General features: G+C 71.4%; 11 protein-coding genes. 5 read left to right on the forward strand and 6 right to left on the reverse strand.

Annotated features, from left to right (window positions below; genetic code table 11):
• The 3 genes from ACWD12_RS04310 to ACWD12_RS04320 form a co-directional block, all read left to right on the forward strand.
• On the forward strand, nt 1-3,559 hold a 3,559-nt coding region (locus ACWD12_RS04310; protein WP_450098253.1), incomplete at its 5' end, for a HAMP domain-containing protein.
• 102 nt (nt 3,560-3,661) lie between these two features.
• On the forward strand, nt 3,662-6,106 hold the full coding sequence (locus ACWD12_RS04315; protein ID WP_450098254.1) for a SpoIIE family protein phosphatase: 2,445 nt from the start codon (nt 3,662-3,664) through the stop codon (nt 6,104-6,106).
• A 312-nt stretch (nt 6,107-6,418) separates the two neighbouring features.
• Nucleotides 6,419-6,868, forward strand: a complete 450-nt coding sequence (locus ACWD12_RS04320; protein ID WP_450098255.1) for an STAS domain-containing protein — start codon at nt 6,419-6,421, stop codon at nt 6,866-6,868.
• A gap of 236 nt (nt 6,869-7,104) precedes the next feature.
• On the opposite strand, the gene ACWD12_RS04325 is transcribed toward ACWD12_RS04320, so the two are convergent.
• From ACWD12_RS04325 to ACWD12_RS04335, 3 genes are all read right to left on the reverse strand, one after another.
• Entirely contained in the window at nt 7,105-7,539 is a 435-nt protein-coding gene (locus ACWD12_RS04325) for a TetR family transcriptional regulator (RefSeq protein WP_450098256.1), read from the reverse strand.
• A gap of 71 nt (nt 7,540-7,610) precedes the next feature.
• Nucleotides 7,611-8,780, reverse strand: a complete 1,170-nt coding sequence (locus tag ACWD12_RS04330) for a hypothetical protein (RefSeq protein WP_450098257.1) — start codon at nt 8,778-8,780, stop codon at nt 7,611-7,613.
• A gap of 196 nt (nt 8,781-8,976) precedes the next feature.
• Nucleotides 8,977-10,341 carry a hypothetical protein gene (locus ACWD12_RS04335; RefSeq protein ID WP_450098258.1) on the reverse strand — a complete coding sequence of 455 codons (1,365 nt, stop codon included), beginning with the start codon at nt 10,339-10,341 and terminating at the stop codon, nt 8,977-8,979.
• Between the two features lie 162 nt (nt 10,342-10,503).
• Between ACWD12_RS04335 and ACWD12_RS04340 the strand changes: the two genes are divergently transcribed.
• Nucleotides 10,504-10,746: a hypothetical protein gene (locus tag ACWD12_RS04340; RefSeq protein ID WP_450098259.1), complete on the forward strand. Its 243-nt coding sequence runs from the start codon at nt 10,504-10,506 to the stop codon at nt 10,744-10,746.
• Between the two features lie 9 nt (nt 10,747-10,755).
• Here ACWD12_RS04340 and ACWD12_RS04345 read toward each other — a convergent pair whose 3' ends face one another.
• Nucleotides 10,756-11,199, reverse strand: coding sequence for a hypothetical protein (locus tag ACWD12_RS04345; protein WP_450098260.1), 444 nt, complete (start codon nt 11,197-11,199; stop codon nt 10,756-10,758).
• A gap of 265 nt (nt 11,200-11,464) precedes the next feature.
• Here ACWD12_RS04345 and ACWD12_RS04350 point away from each other — a divergent pair, with 265 nt between their 5' ends.
• Nucleotides 11,465-12,097 carry a hypothetical protein gene (locus tag ACWD12_RS04350; protein ID WP_450098261.1) on the forward strand — a complete coding sequence of 211 codons (633 nt, stop codon included), beginning with the start codon at nt 11,465-11,467 and terminating at the stop codon, nt 12,095-12,097.
• Nucleotides 12,098-12,163: 66 nt separating this feature from the next.
• Here ACWD12_RS04350 and ACWD12_RS04355 read toward each other — a convergent pair whose 3' ends face one another.
• Together ACWD12_RS04355 and ACWD12_RS04360 are read right to left on the reverse strand one after the other, a co-directional pair.
• A complete protein-coding gene (locus ACWD12_RS04355; protein WP_358364276.1) occupies nt 12,164-12,457 on the reverse strand; it encodes an STAS domain-containing protein in 294 nt (97 codons plus the stop codon).
• The gene (locus ACWD12_RS04360) at nt 12,454-16,455 is read right to left on the reverse strand and encodes a SpoIIE family protein phosphatase (RefSeq protein ID WP_450098740.1); all 4,002 of its coding nucleotides are present in this window, start codon (nt 16,453-16,455) and stop codon (nt 12,454-12,456) included. The genes ACWD12_RS04355 and ACWD12_RS04360 overlap by 4 nt, the downstream gene beginning before the upstream one ends.
• Nucleotides 16,456-16,760 lie beyond the last annotated feature (305 nt).

The following is a 16,760-nucleotide window of genomic DNA, read 5'->3' on the forward strand; positions in this document are numbered from 1 at the left end:
CGAGATCCTGGAGCTGAAGAGCACCGTCAACACCATGGTCGACCAGCTCTCCGCGTTCGCCGACGAGGTCACCCGCGTCGCCCGCGAGGTCGGCACGGACGGGCGGCTCGGCGGACAGGCCGACGTCAAGGGCGTCTCGGGCACCTGGCGCGACCTGACCGACTCGGTGAACTTCATGGCCGGGAACCTCACCGACCAGGTCCGCAACATCGCCCAGGTGGCCACGGCGGTCGCCAAGGGCGACCTGTCGCAGAAGATCACCGTCGACGCCCGCGGCGAGATCCTGGAGCTGAAGAGCACCGTCAACACCATGGTCGACCAGCTCTCCGCGTTCGCCGACGAGGTCACCCGCGTCGCCCGCGAGGTCGGCACCGAAGGCAACCTCGGCGGCCAGGCGACCGTTCGCGGCGTCTCGGGGACCTGGAAGGACCTGACCGACAACGTCAACGTCATGGCCTTCAACCTGACCGGACAGGTCAGGTCCATCGCGCAGGTGGCCACCGCGGTCGCGAAAGGCGACCTCTCGCAGAAGATCACCGTCGAGGCCAAGGGCGAGGTCGCTGCTCTCGCGGGCGTCATCAACACCATGGTCGACACGTTGTCGGCGTTCGCCGACGAGGTCACCCGCGTCGCCCGCGAGGTCGGCACCGAAGGCATGCTCGGCGGCCAGGCCCGGGTGCCGAACGTCGCCGGGACCTGGAAGGACCTGACCGACAACGTCAACTCGATGGCGAACAACCTCACCGGCCAGGTCCGCAACATCGCCCTGGTGACCACCGCGGTCGCCAACGGCGACCTGTCGAAGAAGATCGACGTGGACGCCCGCGGCGAGATCCTGGAACTCAAGACCACCATCAACACGATGGTCGACCAGCTCTCCTCCTTCGCCGCCGAGGTCACCCGGGTCGCGCGGGAGGTCGGGAGCGAGGGCCGGCTCGGCGGCCAGGCCGAGGTCGAGGGCGTCTCGGGCACCTGGAAGCGCCTGACCGAGAACGTCAACGAACTCGCCGGCAACCTGACCCGCCAGGTCCGGGCCATCGCCGAGGTCGCCAGCGCCGTCGCCGAGGGCGACCTGACCCGGTCCATCACCGTCGACGCCTCGGGCGAGGTCGCCGAGCTCAAGGACAACATCAACTCCATGGTCGGCTCGCTGCGGGAGACCACGCGGGCCAACCAGGAGCAGGACTGGCTCAAGTCCAACCTGGCCCGGGTCTCCGGGCTCATGCAGGGCCACCGCGACCTCGCCATGGTGGCCGAACTGGTCATGGACGAACTGATCCCGCTGGTCGACGCCCAGTACGGCGCGTTCTACCTGGCCGAGGAGGACCCGCGCGGCACGGCGCTGACGCTGATCGGCTCGTACGGCCTGCCGGCCCACGAACCGCCCCGCCGCGTCCCGCCCGGCCGCACCCTGGCCGGCCAGGCCGCCCGGAGCCGCCGGGCCATCGCCGTCGACAACGTCCCGCCCGGGTACGTCGTCTCCTCCGGCCTCGGCCAGGCGACGCCCGTGGCCCTGCTGGTCCTGCCCATCGTGGTCGAGGAGCAGGTCCTCGGCGTCATCGAACTCGCGTCCGTCAGCCCGTTCACGCCCGTCCACCGCGACTTCCTCGGCCAGTTGATGGAGACCATCGGCGTCAACGTCAACACCATCGTCGCCAACGCCCGCACCGACGAACTCCTGGGCGAGTCGCAGCGCCTGGCCGGCGAACTCCAGGCCCGCTCCGAAGAGTTGCAGAACCAGCAGGAGGAACTGCAGCGCTCCAACGCCGAACTCGGGGACAAGGCGGCGCTGCTGGCCGCGCAGAACCGCGACATCGAGGCGAAGAACCTCCAGATCGAGCAGGCCCGCCAGGAACTGGAGGACCGCGCCAGGCAGTTGACCCTCGCCTCGAAGTACAAGTCCGAGTTCCTGGCCAACATGAGCCACGAACTGCGCACCCCGCTCAACAGCCTGCTCATCCTCGCCCAGCTGCTGGCCCAGAACCCGACCCGCAACCTCAGCCCCAAGCAGGTGGAGTACGCCGGGATCATCCACTCCGCCGGGTCGGACCTGCTCCAGCTCATCAACGACATCCTCGACCTGTCCAAGGTCGAGGCCGGCAAGATGGACGTCAACCCCGAACAGGTGCCGCTGCGCCGCCTCCTGGACTACGTCGAGGCCACCTTCCGGCCGATGACCACGCAGAAGAACCTGACGTTCGCCATCAGCACCGCGCCGGGGCTGCCTAACGACCTGCTGACCGACGACTCCAGGCTCCGCCAGGTGCTGCGGAACCTGCTTTCCAACGCCGTCAAGTTCACCGAGCGCGGCGGCATCGAGCTGCGTATCGAGCCGGCGTCCCCGGCCGAACTCCCCGACGGGGTGCACGGGGGCGGGCAGGTCGTCGCCTTCCACGTCAAGGACACCGGAATCGGCATCTCCCCGCAGCAACTGGAGACCATCTTCGGGGCGTTCCAGCAGGCCGACGGCACCACCAGCCGCAAGTACGGTGGCACCGGGCTGGGCCTGTCGATCAGCCGCGAGATCGCGTACCTGCTCGGCGGCGCCGTCACCGCACGGAGCACGCCCGCGGTGGGCAGCACGTTCACCTTCTACCTGCCGGTCGCACGGGCGGACTTCGCCGTCGCCGCACCCGAACCGGCCGCCGCCGCGGGGCCCAAGGAGCCCTCCACCACCGTCGACGAGGCGTCCGCGCCGCAGCAGCGACGGCTGCTGGTGATAGAGGAGCGGGTCCCCGGACTGCTGTCGCTCGTGGCCCAGAACGCCGTCGCGGACCTCGGCACGGGCCACGGCCTGGGCCAGCCCCGCGGAGACACGAGGATCGTCACCTCCGTCGACGCGCGGGCCGCCGCCGAGGCACTCGCCACGACGCCGTGCCACTGCATCGTCCTCGCCCTGGAGATGCCGGGCGGCGAAGCCGTGCGGCTCCTCGACGCGTTGGACGGCGACCCCGCACTGGCCGCGGTCCCCGTGCTGGCCCACGTCAACCGCCGCCTGTCCGCCGAGCAGGAACGGGACCTCCAGGCCCGCGCCGCCCGGCGCCCCCTGGAACTGCTCTCCAGCCTCGACGAGTTGCGCGAACGCATCGCCCTGCACCTGACCGCCGACCAGCCCGGCGACGTCCTGCCGCTGGTCCGCGGCGAGGAACGGGCCCCCGCCGACCCGGATCCCGCGGACGACCGGCTCGCCGGCCGCACCGTCCTGGTCGTCGACGACGACGCCCGGAACCTCTACGCGCTCAGCGGCATCCTCGAACTGCACGGCCTGCGGGTCCTGCACGCCGAGAACGGCCGCAAGGGCATCGAGGTCCTGAACGAGAACCCCACGATCGACCTGGTCCTGATGGACGTGATGATGCCCGAAATGGACGGCTACGCGGCGACCGCGGAGATCCGGCGCATGCCCGCCTTCGCGGGGCTGCCCGTCATCGCGGTGACCGCCAAGGCGATGCCCGGCGACCGCGAGAAGAGCCTGTCGTCCGGTGCGAGCGCCTATGTCACCAAACCGGTGGACGCCGACGACCTGATCGCGTGCGTCCGGCACTGGTTGGGTACGTAGCACCGGCGAACGCGACCTCGAAGACCTTGTTCCGCACCGACGTCCCCGGACCCACCGCCGCGGAGGCGGCAGCCGTACCGGCGCCAAAGAGTAGGCGACACCATGACCGACCGTGAAAGGCGACCGCGCGACCACGACACCGCCGCGGACAGCGCGGAACCCTCCTCGCCCGGACGCCTGGCGGCCACCGTCGCCCGGCTCGGCGACGAGGTCCGGGCCGCGCACGCCGCCGCCGAGGGACGCGCGCTCATCGAGATGGCCAAGGGCATCCTCATCGAACGGCTCAAGTGCGGGCCGCGCGACGCCGCCCGGCAGCTGTCCGAACTCGCCGGCCGCACGGACGTGTCCCCGCTCGAACTCGCCGCCGACATCGTCAACCAGGCGGCACGGGACCGACTCAGCGCCGTGGCAAGCGAGTTCGTCCGGCGTACCAAGGTCGACGCGGAGGCCGGCGGTGAAGGCGGCCGAAGCGGCGGCGGAAGCCGAGCGGGAGACGCCGCGCGAGGCGGGGCCGGCGACCCGGACCTCAGCCGCCTCGCGGTACGCCTGCGCACCGCCGAGAGCGGCATCCTGGCCGCCGACGACACCCAGTCGGTCGCCCAGTCGCTGCTGGAGCACGCTCTCGCGCCACTGGGCGCCACCGCCGTCGCGGTGTGGGCCGCGGCATCCGACGGCTCCCTCACCCTCAGAGGCCACGCCGGGTTCTCGGCCGACGAGGCGCGCCGGTGGCGGTACGTTCCGCCCGGTCTGACCACACTCGCCCGCTCCGCACTCACCGGCCGCGCCGGCGTCTGGACCCGGTCGGCGGCCGAATCCGGGACGCCGTCGATCGGCCTGCGCGAACACCCGGGCTCACGCGCCGCCTTCCCGGCCGGCACCGGCGGCCGCATCCGCGGCGTCCTGGAGATCTGCTGGCCGCACCCGATCCCGCCGCAGCCGAGCATCATCCACAAGCAACTCGACGCACTGGCCGAACTGAGCGCGCACACCTTCGAGGACACCTTCGCCGTACGGGACGCCGCCGACGGAGCCGACACCCCCATCCTGGCCGAGCTCGTCCAGTTCGCCGACGGGCTCCGCGACCCGGCCCTCGTCCTGGTCCCCCACCTGGATCCCGGCGGCGCCCTGGTCGACTTCCGCATCGAGCACGTCAACCGGTCCTTCGTCGATCCGGCCGGACGCAGTCCTCGTACGGTGCAGGGCGCGCTCCTGCTGGAGGCCTACCCGCTCGCCGCCGCCGGCTCGCTCTTCGGCCACATCGAACGCGTGCACGCCACCGGCGAGCAGTTCCACGGCGACGGGATCGCGCTCACGACCCTGGTCGACGAAGTACCGCTCACCGCCCTCGCCGACATCAGCCTCAGCCGGCTGGGCCCCGCCGTGCTGTTCGTCTGGCGCCAGCTGGACGAGACCGCCCGGCTCGCCGGCCTCCTCCAGCACGCCCAGCGCCTCGGGAGGCTCGGTGGTTTCGAGGAGCGGCTCGACACCGGCGAGATCATCTGGAACACCGAGATGTTCCACCTGCACGGCCTCCCGCCCACCGCTTCCCCACCGCGGCTGGAGGAACTCGCGGGACGCGCGCACCCCGACGACGCCGCGGCCATCCGGCGCTTCCTGCGCACGGTGATGCACCACCGCCGGCCGGCCACGGTCGCGTTCCGCCTGCAACGCCCGGACGGCGTCACCCGGCACATCCGCGCCGCCGCCGAACCGGTGCTCGACGTCGACGGCCGGCTCCAGGGCGTACGCGGCGCGCACCAGGACATCTCCGCCCAGCACTGGACCGAGGTGGCCCTGGCCGCCACCCGCGACCAACTCGCCCACACCGAGCAGCAGGCGGTCCTGCGCAATCGGCTCACGCTGCAACTCCAGCACGCCATCATGCCGCCGGAGACGGCACCGGTGGACGTCCCGGCGCTCGAAGTCGCGGTCCGCTACCGGCCCGCCGAGTCGGAGGCCACCGTCGGCGGCGACTGGTACGACGCCGTGCTTCTGCCCACCAAGCAGGTCCTGGTCAGCGTCGGCGACGTCGCCGGGCACGGCATGGGGGCCGCCACCAGCATGGTGGTCCTGCGCAACGCCCTGCGCGGCCTCGCCGTCACCGGCGCGGGCCCCGCACAAATGCTGTCGTGGCTCAACATGGTGACGCACAGCCTCACCGGCCATGTCACCGCGACGGTCGTGTGCGGCCTGTACGACCCGCAGCGGCACGTGCTGCGCTGGGCGCGCGCCGGGCACCTGCCGCCGGTCCTCATCCGCGACGACAGCGCCGAGTCCCTGCCGTTCATCGGCGGGATCCTGCTCGGCGCCGTCGCCGACGCGACGTACGACGAGGAGGAGGTGCAACTGCAGCCTTCCGACACCGTGCTGATGTACACCGACGGCCTCATCGAACGCCGCGACCGCAACGTACGCGACTCCATCGCACAACTCCTCGTGCACGCCGAGGCCCCCGCCGACTCCCTCGACCTGCTGGACCGGCTGCTGACGCACAGCGCGGCCGACACGGACGACGACACGTGCATCGTCGGCTTCCGGATCACCTGACGCCGACGTCGCCCGCGCGACGCGCGCCAGGCGCTCGACGAGCGCCGCTTGGGGACGGGTGAGCGCGTACGTCCTGGAGCAGGCGGGGGTGTGCGCTGTGCGGGGGGTGGGTGGACACAGTGCGCGGGTGGGCCCTGCGGGCGGCGGGCGGGCGCGCCCGGAAGAGCAGCCGTCGACGGACCGGACAACCATGGCCTGCGTGGTGATCGTTGCCGTACGGCAACGTATTCTGTTCACCTCGTGCCATGCGGCCCGGACCGTGTCCCCCTATGTCGGTCCGACGCCTGACGCACACCCGAACAAGAGGAACCGATGCCGCGACGACCACGCCCCACCGCCCCCAAGTCCCCACGGGACAAACGCTCTTCCCCCGGCGTTCCGGGCACGTCGCGCGCCAGGCCGACGCCTCTGCACACGGCCACCACCGGCGACACCACCCGCACGGTGGTCCAGGTCGCCGGCGAGGTCGACCACGAGACCTCGCTCCAGGTCCACGGCGCGCTCGAAGCGGCCCTGGACGCCGCTCTCACGGGCGATGCCCGCGTACCCTGGCTGCACCTGGACCTCGCCCAGGTCACCTTCTGCGACAGCGCCGGACTGAACGTCTTCCTCATGGCCCGGCGCCGCGCGCTGGAGAACGACATGAGGTTCACGCTCGACCCGAGCACCCGCGTCAGCCAGCTCCTGAACCTGACCGGCACCACGGCCCTGTTCGACACCTACACCGACCCCCGCACCGACCCCCCGCCGACCGCAACCTGACCCGACGTTGTGCGCGCGGCAGGCGCGGGTCGGGGGTACGTCAGCCCCGGCCCACGCCTTCTGCGGGTCGCTGGTGGTGTTCACGCCGCGCAGTCCCATGCCGTGCGTACGCTCGACCTCGCGTACCGAGGCGTCGATGTCCCACCACGGCAGCAGCCCCATCGGGAACAGCCGGTCCCCGGACTGCTCCTGCATCTCGGCCATCGCGTCGTTGTAGAGGGTCGCGCACAGCAGCTTCAGCTGCGGGTCCGCCACCTCGGCGAAGCGCTGCCCGCCGAACCCGGCGGTGTTCGGGTAGACAATCTGCGCCCACACCCCCAGCGCGTCCCGAGCGCGGTCAGCGGGGCGACGACGACCTGCGCGACGGCGGACACGTCGTCGACGGTCGCGCCGCGCAGCAGTTCGCGGCGGTGCGCGACCAGCGGCGGCAGCACGTCCTGGACCAGGGCCTGGACGAGGCCTTCCTTCGTGCCGAAGTGGTACTGCGTCGCGGCCGCCGTGCGCTGCCCGGCCGCGAGGCGAATTTCCCGCAGGCTGACCGCCTCGATCCCGTCCCGCGCGAACGGCAGCAGCGCCGCGTCCAGCAGTTGCGGCGCGCGGGTTCCGGGGCACGGGGCATGATCACACGCTAGCGCCTCCCCCGGCGCCGACGTCCGGACTTCCCGAACCACCGGCGCACCGCACCCCGGGGTTGTAGATTCAGCGACTCACTACCGGGCAGGTCGTCGTCCTGGCCCTTGTTTCAGCTCAGGCGCTCCTGGGATTCCGTGGCTGCGCTCCGCACGGCCTCGATGAACTCCCGGGCGAGGAGGTCGTCGTCGGCGTCGGCATCCTGGCCTTCGTCCGTTTCGACGTCCGAGGCCAGGTCCGCCCAGTCGGCGTCGTCGTCGAATTCGGCGTGTTCGGAGTAGACGAGCCAGCAGGCGCGGATGCCCTCGAGGAGGTCTTCGAGGAGGTCCGGGGCCGGCCGGGAGGGGTCGAGCGGGGTCAGGCGCAGTTCGTTCCGAAGGGCAGCGGCGATGACGGGGTCGTCGGCCCCGTGCTCGGCAATGAGCTGCTCGGTGTGCGCGATCTGCGCGATCAGGCCCTGGTAGTCCGGGACTTGGCCGTCCGAGAGGCGAAGTGCGCCGCGGACGAGGCCGCAGACGGCTTGACGGGGGCGGACGCCGGCGTGGACAAGCTCGAGAAGCTGGGTGGGGGTCTCGTGCGGAAGCGATTCCACGTCGCTTGCGGTGACGACGATGCTGACGGGCGCGATGCCGCTGGCTTCCGACGCGACGTCCGCGGCCGCCACGAGCCAGTGTGCGGCGGCCACCGCGGCCGCGGTGGGTTCCAGGTCGGTGAACAGCCCGTGCGCGCCGAGGGGGTTCTCGTGCAAGAGGCGGTCGGCGGCGGCGACCTGCGGCGGTGAGGCGTCCTCGCGGCTGAGGACGACGGCCTGGCGGGCGCGGCCTTGGAGTTCGCCGAGTTCGGCGTGTTCGACGGCCTGGAGTTCGGCGGAGACTTCGGTCACCACCGCGTCCGTCAGCGTTTGGTCGTTGATGCGGTGGAGGATGCGGCCGACGCGGTGGGCGTACTCACCGAGGGGGCTGTACAGGACGTCGAGCCCGCCGGCCTCGTCCGGCAGGTTCGGTTCCGTGACGGCCTTGGCGACGTCGGCGAACTGCCGGCGTTCCTCGTCGCGTCGCCGGCCTTCGCTGTTCGCGTCGTGGTCGTCGGCTGCGCTGGAAGGGTGCGTGTACGTACGCCACGCAGCCTCGGCCAGACGCGTGAGTTCGCGGGCGAGAGCCAGGGCCGTGGCGGCGTCGACCGTGCCGGGGAGAGCGGCGACGGGCCCGCTCGTGTCCCCGGATCCGGTGGCGTACGCGATCTGCAGTTCGTGACGAGCGGGGTCGAAGGCGTAGCGCGACATGGAACTTCCCTGGTGCTCGTGGGTCACCGCCATGGACCGGCTTCGGGCATGACCGTTGTTCGGTCATTATCGCGAGCGCTCCCGGAAGCGGTCGTGGCCGGTGACTTCGTCCGTTTCGAGAAACTCCACGCTGCGGGGTGCCCCGTCCCCCGCGCCGCGCCAGGTGGCGGTGGAGTTCCTTGGGAGGACGCCGGCGTTAGTTTGTGGGACGTCTGCGGAGTCCGTAGTACGCGGTGGCGCCGATCAGAGTGACGGCGAGGGTGATGCCGACGGGCAACGCCAGTTGTTCGAGGGTTGACTCCCCGCCTTGGGGCGAGGCTGTGTCGGATGCGCCGTCCGGCGCGGTGGGGGCGGGCAGGCGTGGTTGCTGTGTGCCGCCGGCGGGGGCGCCTGGGGTGGTCGGGGTGCCGGGGTCGGCGTCCGGGGGCGTGCTCGTGGCGGGGCCGGGCGGGGCTGTGGGCGGGACCACGGGGCCGAAGACGAAGACGGGGTCGTCGCCGGGTAGCGGGGTGCCGGATATGCCGACTGTGAGGTCGATCGGCACGGCGATGCCCTTCATGGCGTCGTTCGGCTCGGCGATGTCGAGTTGCACGTAGTAGGTCCCAGGTGTGGTGTAGCCGTCGGTGTCGACCGGATCGGCCGAGTCCTGGGGTCTGGTGACGGTCCACGGCCCGCACATCCGCTCGAAGCGGCCCGTGCGGTTGGCGAGGAGGAGCGTCACGGTGGGATCGTCCTCGTCGCAGGCGGCTTCGGTGCGGGTGGCGTTGTAGATGTGCACCGTCCAGCCGGTTTCGGTGTTCTGGGGGAACCCGACCGGGATCTCCACGCCGGCCGTGACGGTGAGCTGCTGACCCGCTTTCAGGTCCACTCGCCAGAACGGCGATTCGCCGACCACGAGCGACTGGCGGTACGTCCCGGCCCCGATCGGGGTCGCGTCGTCGAACGAGAGTCCGCCTTGGACGGCGGTGCCGGTGACGGGCGCGGGGACCTGTTCGCCGTTGTGCCGCGTCGTCTCGTCGGCGATGCCGATCCGCAGTTCGACCGGCACCGGGTCTTCCCAGGGCTCGTTCACCCGGTTGTCGACCATGACGCAGCCCACGTCGTCCGGCAGCCGCAGGCCGGCCCCCGCGCCGGGTGCGGAGCGCGCCCCGCCGGTGATCACCGTCGACCACCCCACCGAGTGCCCGGACGCGCGCAGCCACCCGAGCGGCTCCCCACTGCCCGGATCGCCCGCCAGCACGGTGAAGTTGGCGTTGCGGGTGTACTCGCGTCCGGCGATCGCCGTGACGCTCACCTGGAGCTGCTGGTCGGCGCGTTTGCGCACCTTGTAGAAGAGGTCGCGGTCGCCGACGAGGCTGTCCACGTACCGCCCGGGCTCCACCAACGGCGCGTCGGCGCAGCCGTTGACGGAGCCTTTCACCGGCGTTCCGGTCGTGTGGTACGGCCGGACCTCGGCGGGAGCCGCCCGCGCGGATGTGCCCGCGAACGGCAGCGCCGCCAGTGCCAAGGCGGTGGCGACGGCGCACGCGGTGTCTCGCCGCTGACGTGGTCCGGCTGTCATCGTCGGCTCCTGATCGGGTCCTGGTCGGGTCCGGTGTCTTGATCGAACCCTTGACAGGCTGGAGCACTAACGCCCGTAACGCCAGGGCACGCGGCGCGCGCCGCCGATGACGAGGGGTGGGCGACGCGTCAGGTGGACGTCCGAGGGGCGGACGCACAACCGGTGAAGGCTGCGTCCCTGGATGAGGTTCCGCGGCTGCGTGACCACGCCAACCTGGCGACGATGGGCCGCTATGAGCGGCAGTCTGGCGTGCTCTCCGAAGGCAACCTGGACGGCTGGCAGGACCAGCCCCGGGCCGCCGGAATCCGGGCCGAGGCGTTCGAGCGTTTGTGTGGCCGGAGCCCGGCAGGCCCTGGGCGGGTCAGCCTGACCCAGCAGGCCGAGGGGACAGTCACCCGAACGTGATGTGGGCGGTCAGGATGACGAAGACCTCTGCATAGCGGATCCATGCATCACGCGGTTCAGTACTTCCTGTACTTCGCGATGACCGGCTTCGTCGCAGGACCAGAGAAGGGTGTGGCGGCCCGGGTTCTCGCGGTCCCCATTGTCGAAGTCCTTGACCGCGACGGTCTCGGACAGCCGCCAACGCGAGGACCGCCAGGAGACATCCGGCACTTCGAGGAGGTCGTCAGGCAGTTCGGCGACTGCCGAGGCGACATGAGTGTCGTTGGACCACGGCTGCCATGGCGCGATGGCGTCGGCGACGGCGTGGGATTCGATCAGGTGGGGGATCGAGGGAGCGGCCCTCCCCCTCTGCTCTCCTCCCAACCCATTCGGGTGACAAGTGACCGCGTGATACCCATCGACGGGCGGGCCGAGCAGTTTGGGCATCACCTTGGTCCGAAACGCCTTGTCCACGAGGGCGTCCCGGCTCCGGTCTCCAGTCACCGCCGTACGGCCTTGACCGGCCGGGCGGACTTCGGAGCCCGGCACCGGTGCCCGGTAAGAGATTCGCGTGGTTGTCTCCGTGCTCTGCGACACTCGGGCTGTGGGGGATCCGTCGCGATTGCGGCAGATGGTGAAAACTGCCGCGTGGTCGTTGGCCGTGTACTCGCACCGCGAGAGTCAGGTCAGGATGAGACAACCGGACGAAGCATGCGGCTACCTGGAGGGCGACCGACCGATGACTCACACCCCTGGATCCGCTGGCGCCGCCGAAGACGGCGACAAGGCGGTGATCGACGCGTTCGCACGCGCGAACATCGTCGCGTTCGCGGCCGAACTCGCGGAGCGCGGCTGCCCGGCTGAGGGACTGATCGATCCGGACGCGGCGGAGGAGGACGACGAGGAACGTGCCGAGTACCGGTTGTTCGCGGTTCACCCGCACCCGGATCTGGAGCGGTGGATCGCCATGCCCGGTGTCGAGCTCGCCGTCGTCCGCGCCGCCGGACCGGACGACCCCTGGGCCGTGGAATGCGACACGGACCGCTACGCCTGGCCCGATCTGATCGCCGAGTTGACCGACCAGGCCCTCGGACCGATCGCGTTCGGACGCAATCTCGCGCTCGTCAGGGACGAACTCGCCCGCCGCGGACTCGTGTTCCGCGACGAGGACGTGAGCACGGACGTGGACGCGTGCGGCGGAGGCTATGAGGCATTCACTTTGCGCACATCGAACTCGGCGGTGATCCGTCTCGGCGTCCCCAACCGCGAATCAGGTCCGGGTTCGCGGATCGAGATGTTCGTGAACGGCCACGGGTACGTCTTCGAGCGAGCGATCGAATCGATCCTGCAGGCGGCGGCACCGGTTCCATAACCCAACGCCCCGAGCTCGCTCGACTTTGCCATGCTCGGTCTCGAAACCGAGCCCCCCGCCGTCGTGTCACAGCTCCATGCGGTGGATCGTCGTGAGGTCGGCCAGGCCTGAAATGGTCAGGACGGGCTGGAGGAGGGCTGTGGCGATGATCTCGATGCGTTCGGCGTGCGGGAAGATCACGCTGAGGCCGGCGCTGTCGAGGTAGTCGATGCCGGTCAGGTCGAGTACGAGCGGTCCGGGTGTCTCGTCGAGCGCGGCGGCCAGGGCGTCGGTGTTGCTCATGTCGATCTCGCCGACCGCGGTGAGCAGCGCGGTACCGTCGGGGCGCCGCCCGGGGGTGAGGGTCAGGGGAGTCATCAGGCGATCCTCGTGTGCATGTCGACGGTGGTTCCGGCCGGGCCGGGAGTGACGGTGACCTGCTGCATCATGGCGCGCATCAGGCGCATGCCTCGCCCGCGGTGCGCGTTGCGCTCGGGCTGGGGCATCTTCCAGCGGCCGGAGTCGGCAACGGTCAGCTGCATCTTGTCGACGAATGCCTCTGCCCGCAGGTGGATCGTCTCGCCGGGTGCGTCGCGGTGACCGTGCTCGATCGCGTTGGCGCACGCCTCGCCGGCGGCGACCAGGATGCCCTGCATCGTGTGCGGCGGCAGGTCGCACTGGGCCAGCCAGCCGCGCAAGGCCTCGCGTACGGGGGCCAGTTGGGACGACTCGGCGGGGAACGACACCTCGAGCGGCGCCGGGTGGCGGTAGAGCAGCAGGGCCACGTCGTCGTCGTAGCCGTCGGTCGGGGCCAGCCGCGCCATGACGGCCGAGGCGAGATCGTCGACGGACACGTCCCGGCCGTCTTGGAGGGCTCGGCCCGCCTGGGCGATGCCCGCGCTCAGCGGATGCCTGCGTCGTTCGACCAGGCCGTCGGTGTACAGCAGGAGGGTCGCACGCGCCGGGATGACGCAGCTGCTCTCCGGGCGCTGCCGACCCGGACGTACCGCGAGCGGCAGCGAACGCCCCTCCTCCAAAAGGCGGGTGGTGCCGTCGGGATGGACGAGGATCCCGGGCGGGTGCCCCGCGCTGGAGTAAGTGAGCTTCCCGCTCTCAGCGTTGAGCACGGCGCAGAAGACGGTGGTGCAGGCCGCGCCGGGAACCCCCGCGGCGAACCGGTCCAGTGCCATCAGGGTCTGTGCGGGGCTTGCGTCCTGGAGGAGCAACGCCCGGCAGGCGCTGCGCAGTTGACCCATGACGCTGGCGGCCTTCAGACCGCGTCCGACGCAGTCGCCGACGACGATGCCGATGCCCCCGTCGGGCAGTGTGACGGTGTCGTACCAGTCACCGCCGACCTCCAGCGGCTGTGTGGCGGGCTCGTAGCGCACCGCGAAGCCGTCGGGCAGGTGTGACGGGCCCAGGATCGCGCGTTGCAGGGCGAGCGCGGTCTCGCGCTGCTGGTCGATCTGATGGGCGCGGCCGAGGCCTTGGGCGAGGTGGCCGGCCAGCAGGGAGAGCAGCAGTTCGTCCTCGCTGGTGAACGGCCGCTGTTCGCCGAGGTCTATCCACAGTGCGAGCGGTCCTTGGGGGTGCTCCAGCAGGATTCCGGCACCGTTGCCGACGGCGATCGGGGTCAGCAGCGGTTGTCCGCGCAGTTCGGAGAGCATCTTGCGGCGGTCGTCCGTGAGTTGCCGCCAGGACGACGTACCGTCGGTGGCCGTCACGGCAGCCGCTTCGTCGCCGTGCGCGAAAACGGCCGTCAGGACGCTTCGCGCGTTCCACAGTTGCCGCAGTTGTACGAGCGCGCCGGTGAGCGCGTCCGCGAGGTTGCCGGCCTGGGCCAGGCTGGTGGACAGGGCCGCTCGGGCGGTCTCGCGCTGGATGGCGTAGTGCTCGGCGGTGACGTCGCGGAACGTGCCGACGATCGCGCTGCCGCCGGTGACAGGGTCGTCGACGTGGTTGAACGTGGCGCCGACCCAGATGCGGTAGCCGTCGCGGTGTACGACCGGGATGGTGTAGCTGCCCCGCGCATGGCCCAGCAGCTGGGCGAACGCGGCGGAGACGTCCCGGTGCGCGTCGGGGTCGGTGTCGGCGTTCGGCCACCACGGGTGCACCGGCTGGTACGGCAGCCCCTCCGGCCCGAAGCCGAGGATGTCGGTGAACGCCGCGTTGATCTCGACGACCGCGCCGTGCTCGTCGCAGACGAAGAAGGCTTCCTGGAGGGAGTCGACCAGCGCGGTGCGCCACCGCGCGTGGTGGTTCCGCAGCCGGGCCAGTTCGATGTTCGCCCGTACGCGGGCCAGGAGTTCGGCGGCCACGAACGGCTTGACGAGGTAGTCGTCCGCGCCCGCTTCGAGGCCTTCGATGGAGGCCTCCTGGCCGGCGCGCGCCGACAGCAGCAGCACCGGGACCGAGGTGGTGCGCCGGTCGGCGCGCAGTGCGCCGACCAGGGCCAGGCCGTCCAGACCTGGCATCATGACGTCGCTGATCACCAGGTCGGGGGCCTGGGCACGGACGGCTTCGAGGGCCTGTTTCCCGTCGACGACCGTGTCGACCCGGTAGCCGGCGCCGCGCAGGAGTCGGGCGAGGTAGTCGCGCATGTCGGCGTTGTCGTCGGCGATCAGCACGTGCGCGGGGACCGCCGACGCGGAGGCCGCCGGCCGGGTCACGGGCCCGTCCCCCGGATCATCCCTCATGCCGGTGGGCGCGGCGGCGGCTTGCGCGGCGGGCAACCAGCGCAGCGCCTCTTGTACGTAGGGCGCGGCCGTACCCGGGTCCGCCGCCGTGCCCGCGGTGGTCCCCGCCTCGGGCCGCAGCGCGTCGGTCGGCAGGTGCGCGAAGCCGAAGGGCAGGCGGATGGTGAACCGCGTCCCTTCGCCGGGCGCGGACGCGGCGGTGATGGTGCCGCCGTGCAGCCCGACGAGCTCCTTCACCAGCGCCAGACCGATGCCGCTGCCCTCGTTGGACCGCGAGCGGGCGTTCTCGATGCGGTGGAAGCGCTCGAACAGCCTGGGCATCTCGTCGGCCGGGACGCCGACCCCGGTGTCGGCGACGGTCACGACCGCCATGCCGTCCTCGGCGTGCACGGATATCCCGATGGAACCCTCGAACGTGAACTTCAGCGCGTTGCCGAGCAGGTTCAGGACCACCTTCTCCCACATGCCCCGGTCGATGTACACGGGCTCGGCCAGCGGCGGGCAGTCGACCGCGAACGCGAGGCCGGCCTTGTCGACGGCCGAGCGGAAGACGCTGGCCAGTTCCCGGGTCACCGCGGCGAGGTCGGCTGCCTCGAAGCGCGCCTGCATCCGCCCCGCCTCGATGCGGGAGAAGTCGAGCAGGGTGTTGACCAGCTTGCCGAGCCGCAGCCCGTTGCGGTGCACGGCCTCCAGTTCCTCGCCGATGCGCGGGTCCGCACCGGCGAGCTGGGACCGCAGCTCCTCGACCGGCCCCATGATCAGCGTCAGCGGGGTGCGGAATTCGTGGCTGATGTTGGAGAAGAACGCCGTCTTCGCCCGGTCCAGTTCGGCGAGTTCCTCCGCCCGCCGCTGCTGGGCCTGGTAACTGCGGGCGCTCGCGATCCCGGTGGCGACGTGTCCGGCGACCAGTTCCACGAAACCGCGGTAGTCCTCGTCCAGCGGGCGGTAGCGGTTCAGGCCCGCGACCATGAACCCGTACGGCGTCCCGCCGTGCTGCAGCAGCGGCGCCACCAAGGCTTCGAGCGGCGGCTCCGCCCACTCGCCGGTGGGCAGGCCCGCGAAGAGCGGGCCGTCCAGCGCGGTCACGACGGGCCGGCCGCTCACCGGGGCGGCGGTGGGCCAGATGGTCTCCGAGCCCGGCGGGAGGACGTCCGCCGCGGCAGGGTGGCGGGCGTCGATGCCGGTGGCCGCGGCGAGCCGGGCGCTGCCGTCTTCGTCGAGGAGGTACGTCAGCGTGAACGGCAGGTCGGACCGGTTGCGGTCCAGCTGCCGGCTCGTGAAGTCGAGCATCTCCTGCTCGGTGCGCACCACGCTGGGGTCGGAGCCCAGGTCGCGCAGCGTGGCCATGCGCCGCTCGCCGACGACGCGCTCGGTGTCCTCGCTGACCACGCACAGCATGCCGACGACCTGACCGGCGTCGTCGCGCAGCGGGCTGTAGGAGAACGTGTGGTAGGTCTCCTCGGAGTAGCCGGAGCGCTCCAGGAACAGCAGGAGGCCCTGGTCCCACGTGGCCTGCGCGGTGGTGAGCACGGAGTCGATGCGCGGGCCGATGTCGTCCCAGATCTCGGCCCACACCTCGCGGGCGGGACGGCCGAGGGCCCACGGGTATTTGCGGCCCAGGGTGTCGCGGCGGTACGCGTCGTTGCAGAAGAACGTCAGGTCCGGGCCCCACGCCATCCACATGGAGAAGCGGGACGACAGCAGGATGCTCACAGCGGTCTGGAGGCTCTGCGGCCAGCGCGCCGGCACACCGAGCGGAGTCGCGGACCAGTCCACCAGGGCGAGGTCCCGGCCGACCCGCTCATCGGCGGCGAACACGTCCGGCCGGGCGGACACAGGTGCCGGCACGGGGGACGGCGGCTCGTCGGCCGCGCGCCCACCGGTCACCGGGACAGGCGCGGGCACAGGCTGGTCGGCCCCTGACACGGCCGGTTCGGACATGTCGGGCTCGGCATCGTCGGAACGCGTCACTGGCCAGTCATCCCGTC

This window comes from Streptodolium elevatio (genome assembly GCF_053592165.1).

Excerpts from the sequence above, each read along its gene's own strand:
- ACWD12_RS04315 (WP_450098254.1), top strand. The coding sequence starts at position 3,662 with ATGACCGACCGTGAAAGGCGACCGCGCGACCACGACACCGCCGCGGAC.
- ACWD12_RS04320 (WP_450098255.1), top strand. The coding sequence starts at position 6,419 with ATGCCGCGACGACCACGCCCCACCGCCCCCAAGTCCCCACGGGACAAA.
- ACWD12_RS04330 (WP_450098257.1), bottom strand. The coding sequence starts at position 8,780 with ATGTCGCGCTACGCCTTCGACCCCGCTCGTCACGAACTGCAGATCGCG.
- ACWD12_RS04335 (WP_450098258.1), bottom strand. The coding sequence starts at position 10,341 with ATGACAGCCGGACCACGTCAGCGGCGAGACACCGCGTGCGCCGTCGCC.
- ACWD12_RS04350 (WP_450098261.1), top strand. The coding sequence starts at position 11,465 with ATGACTCACACCCCTGGATCCGCTGGCGCCGCCGAAGACGGCGACAAG.
- ACWD12_RS04360 (WP_450098740.1), bottom strand. The coding sequence starts at position 16,455 with ATGTGGATGGCGTGGGGCCCGGACCTGACGTTCTTCTGCAACGACGCG.